This window comes from Novosphingobium beihaiense (genome assembly GCF_022832375.1).
GTDB classification, from domain to species: domain Bacteria; phylum Pseudomonadota; class Alphaproteobacteria; order Sphingomonadales; family Sphingomonadaceae; genus Novosphingobium; species Novosphingobium beihaiensis.
The window spans coordinates 16,209-33,127 of the sequence record NZ_JALHLG010000003.1 but is presented as its reverse complement, the minus strand read 5'-3'; the positions used below and the strand labels follow the sequence as shown (position 1 = coordinate 33,127).

The window sequence follows — 16,919 nt, the reverse complement described above, 5'->3', positions numbered from 1 at the left end:
TCGTGAAGGTTCAAGTCCTCAACCTCGATGGCACTGCCGGTAACGGCGACATCGATCTGTCGGATGCCGTATTCGGTCTCGAACCGCGTGCGGACATCATGCACCGCGTGGTGACCTGGCAGCTCGAAAACCGCCGCGGCATCGCCCGCGCCACCCGCGAGCGTTCGGACGTTGCGCGCACCGGCAAGAAGTGGGGCCGCCAGAAGGGCGGCGGCACGGCTCGCCACGGTGACCGCAAGGCTCCGGTCTTCATCGGCGGTGGTAAGGCTCACGGTGCACGCCGCCGCGAGTTCGACGTCTCGCTGAACAAGAAGGTTCGTGCTCTCGGCCTCAAGATGGCTCTCTCGGCCAAGGCTCAGAATGGTCTCGTGATCGTCGACACGCTCGACAGCGAAGGCAAGACCAAGGCGCTGGCCGGTCAGCTCGCCAAGGCGGGTTTCGGCAAGAAGGTGCTGGTGATCGACGGCGAAGCGGTGAACGACAACTTCGCCCGCGCCGCCCGCAACATCGTCGGCGTCAACGTGCTCCCGGCCATGGGCGCCAACGTCTATGACATCCTGAAGCATGATACGCTGGTGCTGACGCGCGCCGCGGTCGAAAAGCTGGAGGCGCGTTTCGCCCTCCCGGGAGGGACTAACTAATGGCTAAGACCCAGGAAGTGGATATCCGTCACTACGACGTGATCCTTGCTCCCCACATCACGGAAAAGTCGACGCTCGTCTCCGAGAACAACGCCGTCGTTTTCAAGGTGGCGGACACTGCGAGCAAGCCCGAGATCAAGGCTGCCGTCGAGGCGCTGTTCGGCCGCAAGGTCAAGAGCGTCAACACGCTGGTCACCAAGGGCAAGACCAAGCGCTGGCGCGGTAAGGCATACCGCCGCAGCGACGTGAAGAAGGCGATCGTCACGCTGGCCGAAGGCGAGCAGCCGATCGACATCACCGAAGGCGTACAGGGCTGATCCGATGGCACTCAAGCATTACAACCCGACCAGCCCCGCCCGCCGCGGCCTGGTCCTCGTCGACAAGTCGTCGCTGTGGAAGGGCAAGCCTGTCAAGGCTCTGACCGAAGGCAAGCGCAAGACCGGCGGCCGCAACAACAAGGGCCACGTGACTTCGCGCGGCATTGCTGGCGGCCACAAGCAGAAGTACCGCTACATCGACTTCAAGCGTCGCAAGTGGGGCATGGAAGCCACCGTCGAGCGGATCGAGTATGACCCGAACCGCACCGCCTTCATCGCTCTGGTGAAGTACACGGACGGCGAACAGGCCTACATCATCGCGCCGCAGCGTCTGGCCGTTGGCGATGTCATCGTCGCTGGCGAAAAGACCGACACGAAGCCGGGCAACGCGATGCTCCTGTCGCAGATGCCGGTCGGCACGATCTGCCACAACGTGGAGATGAAGCCGGGCAAGGGCGGCCAGATCGCCCGTTCGGCAGGCGCTTACGTCCAGGTCGTCGGCCGTGACCGCGGCATGGTCATCGTTCGCCTGAACTCGGGCGAGCAGCGTTACCTGCGCGGCGATTGCATGGGTACGGTTGGCGCGGTTTCGAACCCCGACAACCAGAACCAGACTCTCGCCAAGGCTGGCCGCAAGCGTTGGATGGGCCGCCGCCCGCTGACCCGCGGTGTCGCCAAGAACCCGGTCGATCACCCGCACGGTGGTGGTGAAGGCCGCACTTCGGGCGGTCGTCACCCGGTTACCCCGTGGGGCAAGCCGACCAAGGGTGCCCGTACTCGCAACAACAAGCAGACGGACAAGATGATCATCCGTTCGCGCCACGCCAAGAAGAAGAGGTAAGACACGATGGCACGTTCCGTCTGGAAAGGCCCCTTCGTCGACCTGTACCTTCTCAAGAAGGCCGAGGTCGCGCAGGATGCCGGTACCCGCGCCGGTCCGATCAAAACCTGGTCGCGTCGCTCCACCATCCTTCCGCAGTTCGTTGGTCTGACGTTCAACGTCTACAACGGGCACAAGTTCATCCCGGTCTCGGTCAACGAGGACATGGTCGGCCACAAGCTCGGTGAATTCGCGCCCACGCGCTCGTTCCCTGGCCACGCCGCCGACAAGAAGGGCAAGCGCTGATGAGCAAGGACAAGGCACCCCGCCGCGTCGGCGAGAACGAAGCGCTCGCGGTCGGCACCACTATCCGTGGTTCGGCCCAGAAGCTCAATCTCGTCGCCGGTCTGATCCGCGGCAAGAAGGCCGAGGAAGCCATGAACATCCTCGCTTTCTCGAAGAAGGCGATGGCTGTGGAAGCCCGCAAGATTCTCGCTTCGGCGATCGCCAATGCGGAAAACAACCACAACCTCGACGTCGACGCGCTTGTCGTCGCCGAGGCATCGGTCGGCAAGTCGATCACCATGAAGCGTTTCCACGCTCGTGGCCGCGGCAAGTCCACCCGGATCCTGAAGCCCTTCTCGCGGCTGCGGATCGTCGTTCGCGAAGTCGAGGAGGCCTGATCCATGGGTCACAAGAGCAATCCGATCGGTCTGCGTCTGCAGATCAACCGTACCTGGGACAGCCGCTGGTTCGCGGAAGGCCGGGACTACGGCAAGCTGCTTGAGGAAGACCTCAAGATCCGCAAGTTCATCATCGAGAGCGTGCCGCAGGCGGCGATCTCGAAGGTGGTGATCGAGCGTCCTGCCAAGCTGTGCCGCGTGTCGATCTATGCCGCCCGTCCGGGTGTCATCATCGGCAAGAAGGGCGCCGACATCGAGAAGCTTCGCAAGAAGCTGGCCACGATGACGTCGAGCGAAGTGAAGCTGAACATCGTTGAGATCCGCAAGCCGGAAATCGACGCCAAGCTCGTCGCTCAGGGCATTGCCGACCAGCTGATCCGCCGTGTGGCTTTCCGCCGGGCGATGAAGCGTGCGATGCAGTCCGCGATGCGTCTGGGCGCCGAAGGCGTCAAGATCATGTGCGGCGGCCGTCTCGGCGGCGCGGAAATCGCCCGTGTCGAGCAGTACCGCGAAGGCCGTGTGCCGCTGCACACGCTGCGCGCGAACATCGACTATGCCGAAGCCGAGGCGCTGACCGCCTATGGCATCATCGGCATCAAGGTGTGGGTCTTCAAGGGTGAGATCCTCGGCCACGACCCGACGGCGCAGGACCGGCTGATGATGGAGGCTCAGACCTCCGGCGTTCGCCCGGCGCGCTGAGGCATAGGATAGAGTAAGCACCATGCTGCAACCGAAAAAGACCAAGTTCCGCAAGGCCTTCAAGGGCCGGATCAAGGGCGACGCCAAGGGTGGCACCGACCTGAACTTCGGTTCCTACGGCCTCAAGGCCCTGGAGCCCGAGCGGATCACCGCCCGCCAGATCGAAGCGGCCCGCCGCGCGATCACCCGCCACATCAAGCGCCAGGGCCGTCTCTGGATCCGCGTCTTCCCGGACGTGCCGGTTTCGAAGAAGCCTGCCGAAGTCCGTCAGGGTAAGGGCAAGGGTTCGGTCGAATACTGGGCGGCCCGCGTCAAGCCCGGCCGTATCCTGTTCGAGCTCGACGGCGTTGCCGGTCCGCTCGCAGCCGAGGCGTTCAGCCGCGCTGCGATGAAGCTTCCCATCAAGACCAAGGTCGTTGCCCGTCTCGGCGACACCTCGCACCTGGAGGGCTGATCATGGCTGCCAAGATCGAAGACCTTCGCGCCAAGACCGACGACCAGCTGACCGCTGATCTCGCCGACCTCAAGCGCGAGCAGTTCAACCTGCGTTTCCAGGCCGCCACGAGCCAGCTCGAGGCCCCGGCACGCATCAAGCAAGTCCGTCGCGACATCGCCCGCATCAAGACGCTCCAGGCCGAGCGTGCTGCGGCGAAGGCGTAAGGAGGAAACACGATGCCCAAGCGTATTCTGATCGGGACCGTCGTTTCCGACAAGACCGACAAGACCGTGACCGTGCTCGTCGAGCGTAAGGTGAAGCACCCCCTGTACGGGAAGATCATCCGCCGCTCGAAGCGCTACCACGCCCACGACGAGGACAATGCCTACCACACCGGTGAGCGCGTCCGTATCGAGGAGACCAAGCCGTTCTCCAAGACCAAGACGTGGAAGGTGCTCGATCGCCTGCAGGCGAGCAAGGGGACCGCGGTGGAGGCCAACCTCGACGTCGAGGCGGCCAACTAATCGCTTCGACAAGCTCACGAAGAGCAGGTTGAAGTAGTGTTTTGGAACTGCCGGACTGGTTCCGGCAAGCCAGTTGAGAAGGAACCGGATCAATGATCCAGATGCAATCCAATCTCGACGTCGCGGACAACAGCGGCGCTAAGCGCGTCCAGTGCATCAAGGTACTGGGCGGGTCCAAGCGTCGTTTCGCCGGCGTCGGCGACATCATCGTGGTGTCGGTGAAGGAGGCGCAGCCCCGCGCTCGCGTCAAGAAGGGCGACGTTCACCGTGCGGTGATCGTGCGCACCAAGAAGGACGTGCGCCGTCCCGATGGCAGCGTGATCCGCTTCGACAGCAATGCTGCCGTGCTCATCAACAAGAGCGAGGAGCCGATCGGCACCCGTATCTTCGGCCCCGTCGTGCGCGAACTGCGCGGCCGCGGCTTCATGAAGATCATCTCGCTTGCTCCGGAGGTGCTGTGATGGCTGCTGCGAAGATCAAGAAGGGTGACTCGGTCGTCGTCCTGTCCGGCAAGGACAAGGGCCGCACCGGTACCGTGCTTCAGGTTCTCCCGAAGGACGGCAAGGTCGTGGTCGAGGGCGTGAACGTTGCCACCAAGCACCGCAAGCCGACCCAGACGAACCCGCAGGGCGGCATCGACCGCACGCCCGCGCCGATGGCGATCAGCAAGGTCGCGGTTGCCGGCAAGGACGGCAAGCCGACCCGCGTTCGCTTCGAAGTCAAGGACGGCAAGAAGGTCCGTGTGGCCGTGAAGTCCGGGGAGACCATCGATGGCTGACAAGTACACCCCCCGTCTGCGTTCCAAGTACGACACGGAAATCGCGAAAGCGATGACCGAAAAGTTCGGCTACAAGAACGTGATGGAAGTGCCCAAGATCGAAAAGATCACGCTCAACATGGGCGTGGGCGAAGCGAGCCAGGACAAGAAGAAGGTCACGACCGCCGCTGCCGAGATGGAAGCCATCGCCGGTCAGAAGCCCGTGATCACCAAGGCCCGCAAGTCGATCGCGCAGTTCAAGCTGCGTGAAGGCATGCCGATCGGTTGCAAGGTTACCCTGCGCCGCGAACGCATGTACGAATTCCTCGATCGCCTCATCACGATCGCGATGCCCCGCATCCGCGACTTCCGTGGTCTGAACGCCAAGTCGTTCGACGGCCGCGGCAACTATGCGATGGGCCTGAAAGAGCAGATCATCTTCCCCGAGATCAGCTACGATCAGATCGAGAAGGTGCGTGGCATGGACATCATCGTCACCACCACCGCCAAGACCGACGAAGAAGCGCGCGAACTGCTGCGCCTGTTCGGTTTCCCGTTCCCGGCTGAAGAGTCGGAACAGCAGGAGGCGGCGTGAGCCGCTGAGAAAGAGAGCTTAAGTCCATGGCGAAACTGAGTTCCGTGAACAAGAACGAGCGTCGTAAGAAGCTCGTCAAGAAGTATGCAGGCAAGTACGCGCGCCTCAAGGCGATCGCTGACGATGAATCGCTCGACGAAACCGAGCGTCTCATTGCCCGCCTGAAGCTGGCCGAGATCCCGCGCAACGGCAACCCGACCCGGGTTCGCAACCGCTGCGCCACGACCGGCCGTCCGCGCGGTTACTACCGCAAGTTCGGCCTGTGCCGCGTCGAGCTGCGTGATCTTGCCAACAAGGGCATGATCCCCGGCGTGACCAAGTCGAGCTGGTAAGGGAATAGACGAAGATGGCTATGACCGATCCTCTGGGTGATATGCTCACCCGCATTCGCAACGGCCAGCGGGCGAAGAAGGACTCCGTCCTGTCCCCGGCCTCCAAGCTTCGTGCCCGCGTGCTCGAAGTGCTCCAGCGCGAAGGCTACATCCGTGGCTACAGCGAAGATGCCACCGGCGCTCACCCGCAGCTGCGCATCGAGCTGAAGTATTTCGAAGGCGAGCCCGCGATCAAGCACGTGCAGCGCGTCTCCAAGCCGGGCCGCCGCGTCTACTCGGGTTCCAAGGAACTCCCGGTGGTGCGCAACGGCCTTGGCATCACCATCGTCTCGACGCCGCGGGGCGTGCTTTCGGATAACGAAGCCCGCACCCAGAACGTCGGCGGCGAAGTGCTTGCGGAGGTGTTCTGATGAGCCGCATCGGTAAAAAGCCGGTGGCGATCCCGAGCGGCGTCACCGCCAATATCGACAATGGCACGCTGTCGGTGAAGGGCCCCAAGGGCACGCTCACCATGGGCATGTCGGACCTCGTGACCTATTCGGTCGACGACGGTTCGATCGCCGTGCAGCCCGTCAACCAGTCGAAGGCTGCCCGCAGCCACTGGGGCATGCAGCGCACGCTGGTCTCGAACCTCATCGAGGGCGTGACCGAAGGTTTCTCGAAGGTCCTTGAAATCAAGGGCGTCGGCTACCGTGCCCAGGCCCAGGGCAAGAAGCTGAAGCTTCAGCTCGGCTTCTCGCACGACGTCGACATCGACGTGCCCGAAGGCATCGAGATCAAGACCCCGGACAACACCACGGTCGAGATCTCCGGCATTGACAAGCAGAAGGTCGGCCAGCTCGCGGCCGAAATTCGCCGCTGGCGCAAGCCCGAACCCTACAAGGGCAAGGGCATCAAGTACCGCGGCGAGTACATCTTCCGCAAGGAAGGGAAGAAGAAGTAATGGCAAAGCTTTCCCTTTTCGAACGCCGCCGCCGGCGCGTCCGTACCGCCCTTCGCGCCCGTTCGGGCGACCGTCCGCGTCTGTCGGTGCACCGCACCGGCCGTCACATCTATGCGCAGATCATCGACGACGCGCAGGGCCGCACCGTGGCCGCCGCCAATACCCTTGGCGGCAAGGGCACGGACGTCGATTCCGCTACTCGTGTGGGCAAGGAGCTCGCCGAGGCTGCCAAGAAGGCGGGCATCACTGCTGTCGTGTTCGACCGCGGCGGTTTCCTGTTCCATGGCCGCGTCAAGGCGCTGGCCGAAGCCGCTCGTGAAGGCGGGCTGGAGTTCTGATCATGGCAGACGAAAACACCAACGAACAGCCGGTTGCGGCTGAGAACACGCAGGGCGCTGCTGGCGCCCCTGCGCAGCCCGAAGGCGGCCGTGGCCGCGGCCGTGGCCGTGGCGAACGCGGTGAGCGTGGCGGCCGTGGCCGTCGCGACGATCGTCGTGGCCGCCGTGACGACGAGGAGCAGGGTGAAGAGCTGATCGAAAAGCTCGTTCACATCAACCGCGTCTCGAAGACGGTGAAGGGCGGCAAGCGCTTCGGTTTCGCCGCGCTCGTCGTCGTCGGTGACGGCAAGGGCCGCGTCGGCTTTGGCCATGCCAAGGCCCGCGAGGTTCCCGAGGCGATCACCAAGGCAACCGCTTCGGCCAAGAAGAAGATGATCCGCGTCGCGCTGAAGGAGGGCCGCACCCTCCATCACGACGGCAAGGGCCACTTCGGCGCAGGCCGCGTGAACGTCCGTTCGGCTCCGGCCGGTACGGGTATCATCGCGGGCGGTCCGATGCGTGCCGTGTTCGAGAGCCTGGGCGTCGCTGACGTCGTGACCAAGTCGGTCGGCACTTCGAACCCGTACAACATGATCCGTGCCACGTTCGACGCGCTGAACAGCCAGACTTCGCCGAAGTCGGTTGCGCAGCGCCGCGGCAAGAAGGTCGCTGACCTGCTCGGCCGTGGTGGCGTCAGCGAAGTAGAGGCCGAGGCCGCTGCTGAAGCTATCGTGGAGTAATCGACCATGGCAAAGATCAAGATCAAGCAGATCGGTTCGCCGATCCGTCGCCCCGAGAGCCAGAAGAAGATCCTTATCGGTCTCGGCCTCGGCAAGATGCACAAGGTCGTCGAGATCGAGGACACTGCCGAAGTGCGCGGTGCGATCGCCAAGCTGCCGCACATGGTTGCGGTTGTCGACTGAGCCTTTCGGCATCGGTACAGATCAGGAAGGCCCCGGTGGAAACGCCGGGGCCTTTCGTTTTTGCGGGAGGCATTCAGGGGCAGGCCTCTCTTTCCCGAATGCAGGCTTGTGCTATGCGCTGGGCCGCCAATTCCACTCTGGAGCTAGTCTTGAACGTCAAGGGAATCGCCACCGGTCTTGTGTGTCTCGCGTCGATGGCGGCCACCGGCTGTACCTCCGGTGAGGAGAAGAAGGCGGGCGATGTCATGGCTGACGGGGCCGCTGTGGCGCATTGCGGTGATTTGAGGGCCGATCCCGAAAAGCTTCAGGCCATGCGCGGCGCCGATGCCGGACTGGTCAAGGCGCTGTCGGGCGGGGGAGAACCCGATCCGGTGGCGGAAGCGAAGAAGGCTCTCGATGCCGGGGACTACCGGCTTGCCGCGGCCACTACGCCTGATGGGCTGACCACGGAGCTTTACGACGCCCAGTGCCGCGTGCTTGGCGGCCTGCGGCCGTGGACTGTGCGCGTTCTCGCCTATGTGCCTGACGAAGCAGCGGCGCTGGGGCGGGGGCCGGATGACAAAGTGACGGACTTCGGACGCCGCTACAACGCGGCCGTGCTTTCGGACCCGCGATACCCATACGCCGACGTTTGCCGCGAACTGGAACGCGCCGGAAGCAAGCCGGACCTTTCCGACGCCGGTGAACGGGGCATCGAGCTGCCATACGGTTTTGCCGAACTCGGCCCGGCCCGCATGGCCTACGGCCTGGGCGCGGCGGCGCGGCGCGGCTCGGTCTACGACATCAACGTGCTGATCAACCGCGACAAGCAGGATGTGGATGCGCCGGACATGTTCGGCATGACGCCGCTTGCCTGGGCGATTTCCTATCACCGCTGGCCTGCCGCCGAAGCGTTGCTGAGGGCCAAGGCGAGCCCGACCGGGGCGGCATGCCAGACGGCAATCGACCGCGAATCGCCGCTGCAGGTCGCGAGGATCATGCGCTGGCCCGCGATGATCCGCCGTCTGCGCCCGCTGGTGACGGAAGAGGAATTCGCCAATCTGCGCCAGAAGCCGCGCTGGGACGACACCAGCCTTTCAGAGCTCAACCACGCGCTGGCTGAACTCAAGGAGCGGTACAACAAGGTCCTGAGCCAGCGCCCGTTCTCGCGGCACCTGGTGCTGTTCGATGTCGATGCCAAGGGCAATTCGACATCGTGCACGATGAAACCTGGTTCCAATTCGCCGGAGTTCGACAAGGAACTGTGCGATCTCGCGATCGACATCGTTCACTGGGCACCTGCCCGCGACGCTTTCGGCACACCGGTGCCGGAGAGCGCCAAGCTGGTGGTCGGCATCGGCGGGAAGTAAGGAACTCAATGACCGTGCGCGCCGGGGGCAGGGGGCTTCCGGCAGTCCGCCCAGACGTTCATGCGGGCGCTGGTCAGCAGGTCCGGCGTTTCGATGCTGGCGACCTTGCGGCAGTGAGCGGCGATATAGGCATTTACCGCATCGATGACTTCCATGTTGGGAGGATCTTGGCGGGGTTTGTCCGGCATAACGATGATGCCGGGCTTCAAACCAAGCACCCTGCGGGTTTCTCCGAGCGTTGAAAGGTGGCTCAGATCCTTTTCGATCAGATGACCGAGGTGATGCGGAAACACCAGAGGCGTGGGAAAGCGGTGCCCGGTGAGGACATAGAGCTGCGGAGGGCCATCGACGACAAAGAGATCTCCTCCGGTGTCGTGTGCCCGGATGGCTGTTGCGAGGTCATGCATGGCCTGCTTCGATTGGCGGGTGTGCTGAAAGTCAAACGCATGGGACGTTTGCAGCGACCACAAGGTGAGCGCGATAAGCGCGGCGGGCCCCGTGGCCCTGCGCTGGAAGAAGGCGGCCGTACACAAGCTTAGCGGAACCAGCAGCGGCAACGAATAGTGCATGTAGAAATTGGGTACGGATATCAGGCCGAGCAGCGCGGCAAGCACCCACCAACCCACGAAACGCCGGCTTCCACCGTGCCAGGTCGCCAGCGATAGCGTGGCCACGGTGATGATGGGAGCCAGGATGATAAACGTGACCAGCGCCCGCATGGTATCGGCGTAGAGAAACGAGGGCTTGTGCAGGTTCGAAAGAAACATGGCCTGCCAGTAGATGTGCCAATAACCGTGGAGCCAGTACCAGGCGGATATGGTCAGGGCAGGGGCCGCGCCGAGGGCCATCCACCCGGCCACGTTCGTGGCGAGCGGCCCGCGCTGTAGAGGCGAGCGGTAGAGCAGCAACGCGCAGTAGAGGCCAAAGAAGCACGATTCGAAAAAGGCTGTCGGTTTGAATGTGATGGCGATGCCCGCGAGCAGCATCGCTGTGGGGACCGTTGCAGGAACGTGTCCGGCCTGGAGGCGGCTCTGCGAGCGGAAGACAAGCCAACCGGCAAGGACCATGAACAGGTTGTAGAAGACCGGTCCCTGTCCGCCGAAGCCTTGCAGCCGGTCCAGCCACAGCAAGTACACGATGCCAGCGAACAGACCAGCTCGCGGGGTGCTCCACTGGCTGGCGATACGGGCGATGACCCAAGCTGTCGCCGCAGCGAAAACGGTGGCCACCAGCTGATAGGCAAGTGGCGCGCTGGATAGGAAGGCGATCAGGTAGTAACAGAAGAAGAGCCCCCAGGGCTTGCGGTCCCATACATCGACGTAGGGTATCGCGCCGTGGTGCATGGCGATGCCGACGGTTTGGTAGAAAACTTCATCGACATGCAGGTTGGGATCACCGAAGGTACTGGCGCGCAAGGCCACGCCGATGGCCAGCAACACCAGGGCGTACCAGGCAGGAAAGTGATCCTGTTCATTGCCGATGCCTGTCATCTGTCCACTGCGGGCCTTCGAGGATGGAGGGGAGCCGTGGGGTTGTGAGCCTGCCATGGATAATTTTGCGTTAAATTCATGAGCCCGGTCCTGTCGGTCCGGGCTTTGTTCCTCCGGAGCAGCACGCACCGAAAAAGGCGTGACATTCGCCCGGCCATCCGCTACGGGCGCCGCTTCCTATCAAGCGCGACCAAAAGCGAAAGCGAGTGCAGACTATGAAACTGAATGATATCCGCGACAACTCGGGCGCCCGTCACCGCCGCATGCGTATCGGCCGTGGCATCGGCTCGGGCAAGGGCAAGACCGGCGGCCGTGGCCAGAAGGGTGCGAAGGCACGTTCGGGCGTTTCGATCAACGGCTTCGAAGGCGGCCAGATGCCGCTTCACATGCGTCTGCCGAAGCGCGGCTTCAACAACACGAAGTTCGCCAAGGACTACGCCGAAGTGAACCTGGGCATGGTCCAGAAGGCAATCGATGCCGGTAAGCTCGACATTTCGGGCACTGTCGATCACGCGGCCCTGAAGGGCGCTGGCCTTGCCCGTGGCGGTAAGGACGGTGTGCGTCTGCTCGGCAAGGGCGAACTGAGCGCCAAGGTGACCTTCAACGTTGCCGGTGCTTCCAAGGGCGCCGTGGCCGCGGTCGAGAAGGCTGGCGGTTCGGTTGTGCTTCCCGCCAAGGAAGCCGCCGAGGCCTGAGCGGCATCGTGATCTGATCTGAAGATCCGGGAGGGCGGGCGCATGGCGCTTCGCCCTCCTGTGCTTTCTGGGGCAGCGTTTCCTCCGGACATGGTGTTTTCGCGGCGCAGGCCTTTCAGACATCCTACGAATGTCTATATGGCCAGTTCCGCTCCGGGGTTCGACAAGGCAGGCGCCAGTCGCTAAGGCCGAATCCGACAAGACAAATCGAGGCATTCTGTAAGTCATGGCTTCTCGCGCCGACAACATTGCAAGCTCGCTCAGCCTGGCCAATTTTTCCAAGGCTACCGAGCTCAAGAACCGCATCTGGTTTACGATCGGCGCGCTGATCGTCTTCCGCTTTCTGAGCTTCGTGCCGCTGCCGGGTGTGAACCCGCTGATTCTCGAATCGCTCTACAGCAAGACGCAGGGCGGCATTCTCGACCTGTTCAACACCTTCTCGGGCGGATCGCTTTCGCGCATGAGCCTGATCGCGCTGGGCGTGATGCCGTACATCACCGCCTCGATCGTGGTGCAGCTCGCCGCTTCGCTTCATCCGGCGCTGATGGCGCTGAAGAAGGAAGGCGAGGCCGGGCGCAAGAAGCTGAACCAGTACACGCGCTACGGCACGGTGGGCCTTTGTGCGTTGCAGGGCTGGTTCCTGGCCGTAAGCCTGGAGGCCTATGGCGCTTCCAGCGGTCTGCAGGCGGTGGTCGATCCCGGCATCATGTTCCGCGTCGGCGCGGTTATCTCGCTGGTGGGCGGCACCATGTTCCTGCTGTGGCTGGGCGAGCAGATCACCTCGCGCGGGATCGGCAACGGCGTGTCGCTGATCATCATGGCGGGTATCGTGGCGCAGATGCCGAAGTTCGCCAGCAACCTGGGGCAGGCCTATAGCGCGGGCGATACCGGCTCGGTGCTGATCGTGACCCTGATCGGCCTGATCATCGGCATGATCCTGCTGATCTGCTTCTTCGAGCGTGCGACGCGCCGCCTGCTGATCCAGTATCCCAAGCGCGCCACGCAGAACGGCATGATGCAGGCCGATCGCAGCCACTTGCCGCTCAAGCTCAACACCGCGGGCGTGATCCCTCCGATCTTCGCCAGCTCGCTGCTGCTGCTGCCGCTGACCATCACCCAGTTTGCCGGGAACTCGCTGAGCCCCGAATCGACGATGGGGCAGTTCGTGGTCACGCTCAACCAGTACCTGGGCCACGGCAAGCCGCTCTACATGCTGTTCTATGCCGCGGGCATCATCTTCTTCAGCTTCTTCTACACGGCTGTCGTTTTCAATCCTGAAGAGACCGCAGACAACCTGAAGAAGAACGGTGGCTTCATTCCGGGCATCCGTCCCGGTGCACGTACCGCCGAATACCTCGACTATGTGCTTACGCGTGTGACGGTGATCGGTGCGATCTATCTCACCATCGTCTGCACGGTTCCTGAGTATTTCCTGTCGATGACGGGCTTGCCGCTGCTGTTCATGGGTGGCACGAGTCTGCTGATCGTCGTCAACGTGACTGTGGATACGATTACGCAGATTCAGTCGCACCTGCTGGCGCACCAGTACGGCGACCTCATAAAGAAGGCGAAACTGAAAGGCCGCCAGCGCTGAGGCCATAGGCCGAAGGCATGGGGCGATAAGGCATTTTTGAGGGGTAAGGCGTGAACATAATTCTGCTGGGGCCGCCGGGAGCGGGCAAGGGGACCCAGGCTCAGCGGCTCGTCGAAAAGCATGGCATGCGCCAGCTTTCGACCGGCGATATGCTGCGGGCGGCGGTCAAGGCGGGAACGCCGACCGGGCTTGAGGCCAAGGCTGTCATGGATCGCGGTGAGCTGGTTTCCGATGCTATCGTTTCGTCGCTGATCGGTGATGAACTCGATGCGATGGGACCCGATGCCGGTGCCATTTTCGATGGCTATCCGCGTACGGCGGCGCAGGCCGAAGCACTGGACGGCATCCTTGCCGGGCGCGGCCGCAAGCTGGACCATGTGATCGAGCTGGACGTGAACGAGGATGCCCTGGTCGAGCGCATCACCGGCCGCTTTACCTGCGCGACGTGTGGCAAGGGCTATCACGACAAGTTCGAGCAGCCCAAGGTTCCGGGCACTTGCGACAAGTGCGGAGGCACTGAATTCAAGCGCCGTCCGGACGATAACGCCGAAACCGTGCGCACGCGCCTGACCGAATATCGGGCCAAGACGGCGCCGATCCTGCCGATCTACGAAGCGCGAGGGATTGTCAGCAAGGTCGATGGCATGGCGGACATGGACGAGGTAACGGCCGCGATCGGGGCGGTTCTCGCGTCCTGACGGCCGTTCCGGCCTGGCCGGAGTGAAGTATACAGGAGCCTGCGATGAAGCTGTTCGCCCGCGTTGTGATCCCCGCACTGGGGTTTGCTTTGGCGGCAGGGGGCAGTGCTTCTGCCGTTGCCAAGGTTACGGCGGTTGCGGACAACGGTTTCGTGGTGCGGCACCTCGTGGACGTGCCTGCCACGGTTGAAGAGACCTGGGCGATGCTGCTCAAGCCTGCCGAATGGTGGGATTCCGATCATACCTGGTCAGGCGACGCTGCGAATCTCTCGATCGATCCGCATGCAGGCGGTTGCTTCTGCGAAATTCTGCCCAATCCGGAATCGCCCAAGGCCGCGCCGCGCGGCAGCGTGGAGCACATGCGCGTGGTCTACATTGAGCGCCCGCGCGCCTTGCGGATGACGGGGGCGCTGGGACCGCTGCAGGCCGATGCCTTGAAAGGCACTCTGACGATCCAGCTCAAGCCGGTGAATGATGGCAAAGGCACGCAAGTGCTGCTGGAATATGTGGTGGGCGGCTATGCCCGCACACCCTATCCAAAGCTGGCAGGCGGCGTCGATACTATGCTCGGGCAACAGCTGGAGCATCTTGCCGCGAAGCTTGGCGGTGCGTTTGCAGCCGCGTTCCCGATGCCGGATGCCGAGGGGCCTGGCATTGAGGAAAAGGCCGGTTCCGCACCCGCGGCGGGGCCGCCCGAAACGGAAGTGCTGCCGCTTCCGGACAAGGCGCCCGAGGCAGGCAAGGGCGAGATTATCGGCCGCTGACCGGGCGCTGTTTTGACTGCCGGGCTATCTTGGGTTAAACAACGGTAACGTTGTCGCACTGTCCGCCGTTCTTTGGGGGATGGCGCGTCGTTTCCTGTGCGAGGAGCGTTGACACCCCTCGCGAATCATTCTAAGCGCGCCCTTCACTCGTCAGCTTCGGCAAACCGGATGGTCCAAGACAGTGTGCTTGTTGCACCTCTTGGGATGCCGGATGGGCTTCCGCTGCTTTATGCCGGGTGTTGAGCGTTGAGATGGGGGCCGGGTTGTGTGGCTCCTGTGGAGCATGGAGAATTAAGTGGCTCGTATTGCCGGGGTAAACCTCCCCACCAACAAGCGCGTTATCATCGCGCTCACCTATATCCACGGTATCGGCCGCACGAAGGCTGTGGCGATTGCTGACAAGCTCGGCATCGATCACACCCGCCGCGTGCAGGACCTGTCGGATGCCGAAGTCCTTCAGATTCGCGAAACCATCGATGCCGATCACACGGTCGAGGGTGACCTTCGCCGCGAAACGGCGATGAACATCAAGCGTCTTATGGACCTCGCCTGCTACCGCGGCCTGCGTCATCGTAAGGGCCTTCCGGTTCGCGGCCAGCGCACGCATACCAATGCGCGCACCCGCAAGGGCAAGGCCAAGCCGATCGCCGGCAAGAAGAAGTAAGCAGCAGGGCCGATCTACGGTTTCTGCAGCGACTAATCGACAGGATATACGGACATGGCACGCGAACCCCAGCGCATTAAGCGCCGCGAACGCAAGAACATCACGAGCGGCATTGCTCACGTCAATGCCAGCTTCAACAACACCATGGTGACCATCACCGACGCCCAGGGCAACGCGATCTCGTGGTCCTCGGCCGGCATGATGGGCTTCAAGGGCAGCCGCAAGTCGACTCCCTACGCCGCGCAGGTCGCCGCTGACGACGCCGGCAAGAAGGCCGCCGAACACGGCGTGCGCACCCTCGAAGTCGAGGTGAAGGGACCCGGTTCGGGCCGCGAGAGCGCACTGCGCGCCCTGCAGGCCGTCGGCTTCACCATTACCTCGATTCGCGACGTGACTCCGATCCCGCACAACGGTGTTCGTCCTTCGAAGCGCCGCCGCGTCTGATCGAGCCTTTTCGGACGGCGAACCGGTCGCCGTCCGTTTTCCGGAACATCCCGGCCTTTCCACCAGGCTTTGGGACGTAACCGCCATCGAAATCCCAGGGGAAGTCCATGACTGTCAACATTAAGAACTGGCAGGAACTCAAGAAGCCCAACAGCCTTGAGATCAAGCCGGGACCAGACCCCAAGTTGAAGGCGACGTTCGTCGCCGAACCTCTCGAGCGCGGTTTCGGCCTGACGCTCGGCAACGCGCTGCGGCGCGTGCTGCTGTCTTCGCTGCAGGGTGCGGCGATCACCTCGATCAAGATCGAGAACGTCCTGCACGAGTTTTCGTCGCTCGCCGGCGTGCGTGAGGACATCACCGACATCGTTCTGAACGTGAAGCAGATCGCGCTCCAGATGCAGGGCGAGGGGCCGAAGCGCCTCCAGCTCTCCGCGACCGGCCCGGCCGAAGTCAAGGCTGGCGACATCGCCGTCTCGGGCGACATCGAGGTGATGAACAAGGACCTCGTGATCTGCCACCTCGACGAGGGTGCGACGCTGAACATGGAACTGACCGCCGACACCGGCAAGGGCTATGTCCCCGCCGTCGGCAATCGTCCCGTCGATGCACCGATCGGCCTGATCCCGGTCGACTCGCTGTACTCGCCGGTCCGCCAGGTCAGCTACAAGGTTGAAAACGCCCGCATCGGCCAGGAGCTCGACTTCGACAAGCTGAGCCTCACGGTCGAGACCGATGGCACGGTCGCTCCGGAAGACGCGGTGGCTTATGCCGGCCGTATCCTCCAGGACCAGCTCGCGCTGTTCGTCCACTTCGAGGATATCGCTCCGGTTGGCGCCGCGCCGATGATCGGCATGACCGCTGGCGGTGCCGCTCCCGAAGAGAGCGATGCCAACCAGCTCAACCGCTACCTCCTCAAGAAGGTGGACGAGCTGGAACTGTCGGTCCGTTCGGCGAACTGCCTCAAGAACGACAACATCATCTACATCGGCGATCTCGTGCAGAAGACCGAGGCCGAGATGCTCCGCACGCCGAACTTCGGCCGCAAGTCGCTCAACGAGATCAAGGAAGTCTTGTCCTCGATGGGCCTGCGCCTCGGCATGGACATCCCGGGCTGGCCGCCCGAGAACATCGAAGAGATGGCCAAGAAGCTCGAACAAGAGCTGCTGGGCTAAACCAGACACAGGTGGTCCCGGCTCCGGCCGGGATCATCGTTTTCAGGGCAAAGGCGGTTCCC

Annotated in this window: 27 protein-coding genes; 26 read left to right on the top strand and 1 reads right to left on the bottom strand. The window is 63.1% G+C overall.

Annotated features, from left to right (window positions below; all coding sequences use genetic code 11):
* Positions 1-2: 2 nt before the first annotated feature.
* The 19 genes from rplD (at position 3) to MTR66_RS01410 (ending at position 9,336) form a co-directional block, all read left to right on the top strand.
* Positions 3-641, top strand: a complete 639-nt coding sequence (gene rplD / locus MTR66_RS01500; RefSeq protein WP_243917287.1) for a 50S ribosomal protein L4 — start codon at positions 3-5, stop codon at positions 639-641.
* Positions 641-958: a 50S ribosomal protein L23 gene (locus tag MTR66_RS01495; protein WP_243917286.1), complete on the top strand. Its 318-nt coding sequence runs from the start codon at positions 641-643 to the stop codon at positions 956-958. The genes rplD and MTR66_RS01495 overlap by 1 nt, the downstream gene beginning before the upstream one ends.
* 4 nt (positions 959-962) lie before the next feature.
* Complete coding sequence (gene rplB / locus MTR66_RS01490; RefSeq protein ID WP_243917285.1) at positions 963-1,799, top strand: 50S ribosomal protein L2; 837 nt, start codon at positions 963-965, stop codon at positions 1,797-1,799.
* A gap of 6 nt (positions 1,800-1,805) precedes the next feature.
* Positions 1,806-2,084, top strand: coding sequence for a 30S ribosomal protein S19 (gene rpsS / locus MTR66_RS01485; RefSeq protein WP_243917284.1), 279 nt, complete (start codon positions 1,806-1,808; stop codon positions 2,082-2,084).
* On the top strand, positions 2,084-2,461 hold the full coding sequence (rplV, locus tag MTR66_RS01480) for a 50S ribosomal protein L22 (protein ID WP_243917283.1): 378 nt from the start codon (positions 2,084-2,086) through the stop codon (positions 2,459-2,461). The genes rpsS and rplV overlap by 1 nt, the downstream gene beginning before the upstream one ends.
* A 3-nt stretch (positions 2,462-2,464) precedes the next feature.
* A complete protein-coding gene (rpsC, locus tag MTR66_RS01475; RefSeq protein WP_243917282.1) occupies positions 2,465-3,160 on the top strand; it encodes a 30S ribosomal protein S3 in 696 nt (231 codons plus the stop codon).
* A 22-nt stretch (positions 3,161-3,182) separates the two neighbouring features.
* Positions 3,183-3,614, top strand: coding sequence for a 50S ribosomal protein L16 (gene rplP / locus MTR66_RS01470; protein WP_067735993.1), 432 nt, complete (start codon positions 3,183-3,185; stop codon positions 3,612-3,614).
* 2 nt (positions 3,615-3,616) lie between these two features.
* Entirely contained in the window at positions 3,617-3,820 is a 204-nt protein-coding gene (rpmC, locus tag MTR66_RS01465) for a 50S ribosomal protein L29 (protein WP_067735996.1), read from the top strand.
* A 12-nt stretch (positions 3,821-3,832) separates the two neighbouring features.
* On the top strand, positions 3,833-4,120 hold the full coding sequence (gene rpsQ / locus MTR66_RS01460; protein WP_243917281.1) for a 30S ribosomal protein S17: 288 nt from the start codon (positions 3,833-3,835) through the stop codon (positions 4,118-4,120).
* Between the two features lie 92 nt (positions 4,121-4,212).
* Positions 4,213-4,581 (top strand): 50S ribosomal protein L14, encoded by a 369-nt coding sequence (gene rplN / locus MTR66_RS01455; protein WP_188819707.1) that lies wholly within the window; start codon positions 4,213-4,215, stop codon positions 4,579-4,581.
* Complete coding sequence (gene rplX / locus MTR66_RS01450) at positions 4,581-4,898, top strand: 50S ribosomal protein L24 (protein ID WP_243917280.1); 318 nt, start codon at positions 4,581-4,583, stop codon at positions 4,896-4,898. Before rplN ends, rplX begins: the two co-directional genes overlap by 1 nt.
* Positions 4,891-5,472 (top strand): 50S ribosomal protein L5, encoded by a 582-nt coding sequence (gene rplE, locus MTR66_RS01445; RefSeq protein ID WP_243917278.1) that lies wholly within the window; start codon positions 4,891-4,893, stop codon positions 5,470-5,472. Before rplX ends, rplE begins: the two co-directional genes overlap by 8 nt.
* A gap of 26 nt (positions 5,473-5,498) precedes the next feature.
* Complete coding sequence (rpsN, locus tag MTR66_RS01440; protein ID WP_207094711.1) at positions 5,499-5,804, top strand: 30S ribosomal protein S14; 306 nt, start codon at positions 5,499-5,501, stop codon at positions 5,802-5,804.
* 14 nt (positions 5,805-5,818) lie between these two features.
* Positions 5,819-6,214 (top strand): 30S ribosomal protein S8, encoded by a 396-nt coding sequence (gene rpsH, locus MTR66_RS01435; RefSeq protein WP_243917275.1) that lies wholly within the window; start codon positions 5,819-5,821, stop codon positions 6,212-6,214.
* Positions 6,214-6,747, top strand: coding sequence for a 50S ribosomal protein L6 (gene rplF, locus MTR66_RS01430; RefSeq protein ID WP_243917273.1), 534 nt, complete (start codon positions 6,214-6,216; stop codon positions 6,745-6,747). Before rpsH ends, rplF begins: the two co-directional genes overlap by 1 nt.
* On the top strand, positions 6,747-7,085 hold the full coding sequence (rplR, locus tag MTR66_RS01425; RefSeq protein WP_243917271.1) for a 50S ribosomal protein L18: 339 nt from the start codon (positions 6,747-6,749) through the stop codon (positions 7,083-7,085). Before rplF ends, rplR begins: the two co-directional genes overlap by 1 nt.
* A gap of 2 nt (positions 7,086-7,087) precedes the next feature.
* Entirely contained in the window at positions 7,088-7,804 is a 717-nt protein-coding gene (rpsE, locus tag MTR66_RS01420; protein WP_243917269.1) for a 30S ribosomal protein S5, read from the top strand.
* Positions 7,805-7,810: 6 nt separating this feature from the next.
* On the top strand, positions 7,811-7,987 hold the full coding sequence (gene rpmD, locus MTR66_RS01415) for a 50S ribosomal protein L30 (protein ID WP_007011854.1): 177 nt from the start codon (positions 7,811-7,813) through the stop codon (positions 7,985-7,987).
* Positions 7,988-8,136: 149 nt separating this feature from the next.
* A complete protein-coding gene (locus tag MTR66_RS01410; protein ID WP_243917266.1) occupies positions 8,137-9,336 on the top strand; it encodes an ankyrin repeat domain-containing protein in 1,200 nt (399 codons plus the stop codon).
* A gap of 5 nt (positions 9,337-9,341) precedes the next feature.
* On the opposite strand, the gene MTR66_RS01405 is transcribed toward MTR66_RS01410, so the two are convergent.
* Entirely contained in the window at positions 9,342-10,826 is a 1,485-nt protein-coding gene (locus MTR66_RS01405) for a hypothetical protein (protein ID WP_243917264.1), read from the bottom strand.
* 215 nt (positions 10,827-11,041) lie between these two features.
* Here MTR66_RS01405 and rplO point away from each other — a divergent pair, with 215 nt between their 5' ends.
* From rplO to MTR66_RS01370, 7 genes are all read left to right on the top strand, one after another.
* Positions 11,042-11,521, top strand: coding sequence for a 50S ribosomal protein L15 (gene rplO, locus MTR66_RS01400; protein WP_243917262.1), 480 nt, complete (start codon positions 11,042-11,044; stop codon positions 11,519-11,521).
* Between the two features lie 226 nt (positions 11,522-11,747).
* Positions 11,748-13,115 (top strand): preprotein translocase subunit SecY, encoded by a 1,368-nt coding sequence (secY, locus tag MTR66_RS01395; RefSeq protein WP_243917260.1) that lies wholly within the window; start codon positions 11,748-11,750, stop codon positions 13,113-13,115.
* 50 nt (positions 13,116-13,165) lie between these two features.
* Positions 13,166-13,813, top strand: a complete 648-nt coding sequence (locus tag MTR66_RS01390; RefSeq protein ID WP_243917258.1) for an adenylate kinase — start codon at positions 13,166-13,168, stop codon at positions 13,811-13,813.
* A 44-nt stretch (positions 13,814-13,857) separates the two neighbouring features.
* On the top strand, positions 13,858-14,577 hold the full coding sequence (locus tag MTR66_RS01385; protein WP_243917255.1) for an SRPBCC family protein: 720 nt from the start codon (positions 13,858-13,860) through the stop codon (positions 14,575-14,577).
* A 295-nt stretch (positions 14,578-14,872) separates the two neighbouring features.
* The gene (gene rpsM / locus MTR66_RS01380) at positions 14,873-15,241 is read left to right on the top strand and encodes a 30S ribosomal protein S13 (protein WP_243917252.1); all 369 of its coding nucleotides are present in this window, start codon (positions 14,873-14,875) and stop codon (positions 15,239-15,241) included.
* Between the two features lie 54 nt (positions 15,242-15,295).
* The gene (gene rpsK / locus MTR66_RS01375; RefSeq protein ID WP_007011846.1) at positions 15,296-15,685 is read left to right on the top strand and encodes a 30S ribosomal protein S11; all 390 of its coding nucleotides are present in this window, start codon (positions 15,296-15,298) and stop codon (positions 15,683-15,685) included.
* Between the two features lie 107 nt (positions 15,686-15,792).
* A complete protein-coding gene (locus MTR66_RS01370) occupies positions 15,793-16,857 on the top strand; it encodes a DNA-directed RNA polymerase subunit alpha (protein ID WP_243917251.1) in 1,065 nt (354 codons plus the stop codon).
* Positions 16,858-16,919: the final 62 nt, after the last annotated feature.

What these genes read in the sequence shown, in the direction of transcription:
- MTR66_RS01495 (WP_243917286.1), top strand. Translation starts at nt 641, where the DNA reads ATGGCTAAGACCCAGGAAGTGGATATCCGTCACTACGACGTGATCCTT.
- rplB (WP_243917285.1), top strand. Translation starts at nt 963, where the DNA reads ATGGCACTCAAGCATTACAACCCGACCAGCCCCGCCCGCCGCGGCCTG.
- rpsS (WP_243917284.1), top strand. Translation starts at nt 1,806, where the DNA reads ATGGCACGTTCCGTCTGGAAAGGCCCCTTCGTCGACCTGTACCTTCTC.
- rplV (WP_243917283.1), top strand. Translation starts at nt 2,084, where the DNA reads ATGAGCAAGGACAAGGCACCCCGCCGCGTCGGCGAGAACGAAGCGCTC.
- rpsC (WP_243917282.1), top strand. Translation starts at nt 2,465, where the DNA reads ATGGGTCACAAGAGCAATCCGATCGGTCTGCGTCTGCAGATCAACCGT.
- rplP (WP_067735993.1), top strand. Translation starts at nt 3,183, where the DNA reads ATGCTGCAACCGAAAAAGACCAAGTTCCGCAAGGCCTTCAAGGGCCGG.
- rpmC (WP_067735996.1), top strand. Translation starts at nt 3,617, where the DNA reads ATGGCTGCCAAGATCGAAGACCTTCGCGCCAAGACCGACGACCAGCTG.
- rpsQ (WP_243917281.1), top strand. Translation starts at nt 3,833, where the DNA reads ATGCCCAAGCGTATTCTGATCGGGACCGTCGTTTCCGACAAGACCGAC.
- rplN (WP_188819707.1), top strand. Translation starts at nt 4,213, where the DNA reads ATGATCCAGATGCAATCCAATCTCGACGTCGCGGACAACAGCGGCGCT.
- rplX (WP_243917280.1), top strand. Translation starts at nt 4,581, where the DNA reads ATGGCTGCTGCGAAGATCAAGAAGGGTGACTCGGTCGTCGTCCTGTCC.
- rplE (WP_243917278.1), top strand. Translation starts at nt 4,891, where the DNA reads ATGGCTGACAAGTACACCCCCCGTCTGCGTTCCAAGTACGACACGGAA.
- rpsN (WP_207094711.1), top strand. Translation starts at nt 5,499, where the DNA reads ATGGCGAAACTGAGTTCCGTGAACAAGAACGAGCGTCGTAAGAAGCTC.
- rpsH (WP_243917275.1), top strand. Translation starts at nt 5,819, where the DNA reads ATGGCTATGACCGATCCTCTGGGTGATATGCTCACCCGCATTCGCAAC.
- rplF (WP_243917273.1), top strand. Translation starts at nt 6,214, where the DNA reads ATGAGCCGCATCGGTAAAAAGCCGGTGGCGATCCCGAGCGGCGTCACC.
- rplR (WP_243917271.1), top strand. Translation starts at nt 6,747, where the DNA reads ATGGCAAAGCTTTCCCTTTTCGAACGCCGCCGCCGGCGCGTCCGTACC.
- rpsE (WP_243917269.1), top strand. Translation starts at nt 7,088, where the DNA reads ATGGCAGACGAAAACACCAACGAACAGCCGGTTGCGGCTGAGAACACG.
- rpmD (WP_007011854.1), top strand. Translation starts at nt 7,811, where the DNA reads ATGGCAAAGATCAAGATCAAGCAGATCGGTTCGCCGATCCGTCGCCCC.
- MTR66_RS01405 (WP_243917264.1), bottom strand. Translation starts at nt 10,826, where the DNA reads ATGACAGGCATCGGCAATGAACAGGATCACTTTCCTGCCTGGTACGCC.
- rplO (WP_243917262.1), top strand. Translation starts at nt 11,042, where the DNA reads ATGAAACTGAATGATATCCGCGACAACTCGGGCGCCCGTCACCGCCGC.
- secY (WP_243917260.1), top strand. Translation starts at nt 11,748, where the DNA reads ATGGCTTCTCGCGCCGACAACATTGCAAGCTCGCTCAGCCTGGCCAAT.
- MTR66_RS01385 (WP_243917255.1), top strand. Translation starts at nt 13,858, where the DNA reads ATGAAGCTGTTCGCCCGCGTTGTGATCCCCGCACTGGGGTTTGCTTTG.
- rpsK (WP_007011846.1), top strand. Translation starts at nt 15,296, where the DNA reads ATGGCACGCGAACCCCAGCGCATTAAGCGCCGCGAACGCAAGAACATC.
- MTR66_RS01370 (WP_243917251.1), top strand. Translation starts at nt 15,793, where the DNA reads ATGACTGTCAACATTAAGAACTGGCAGGAACTCAAGAAGCCCAACAGC.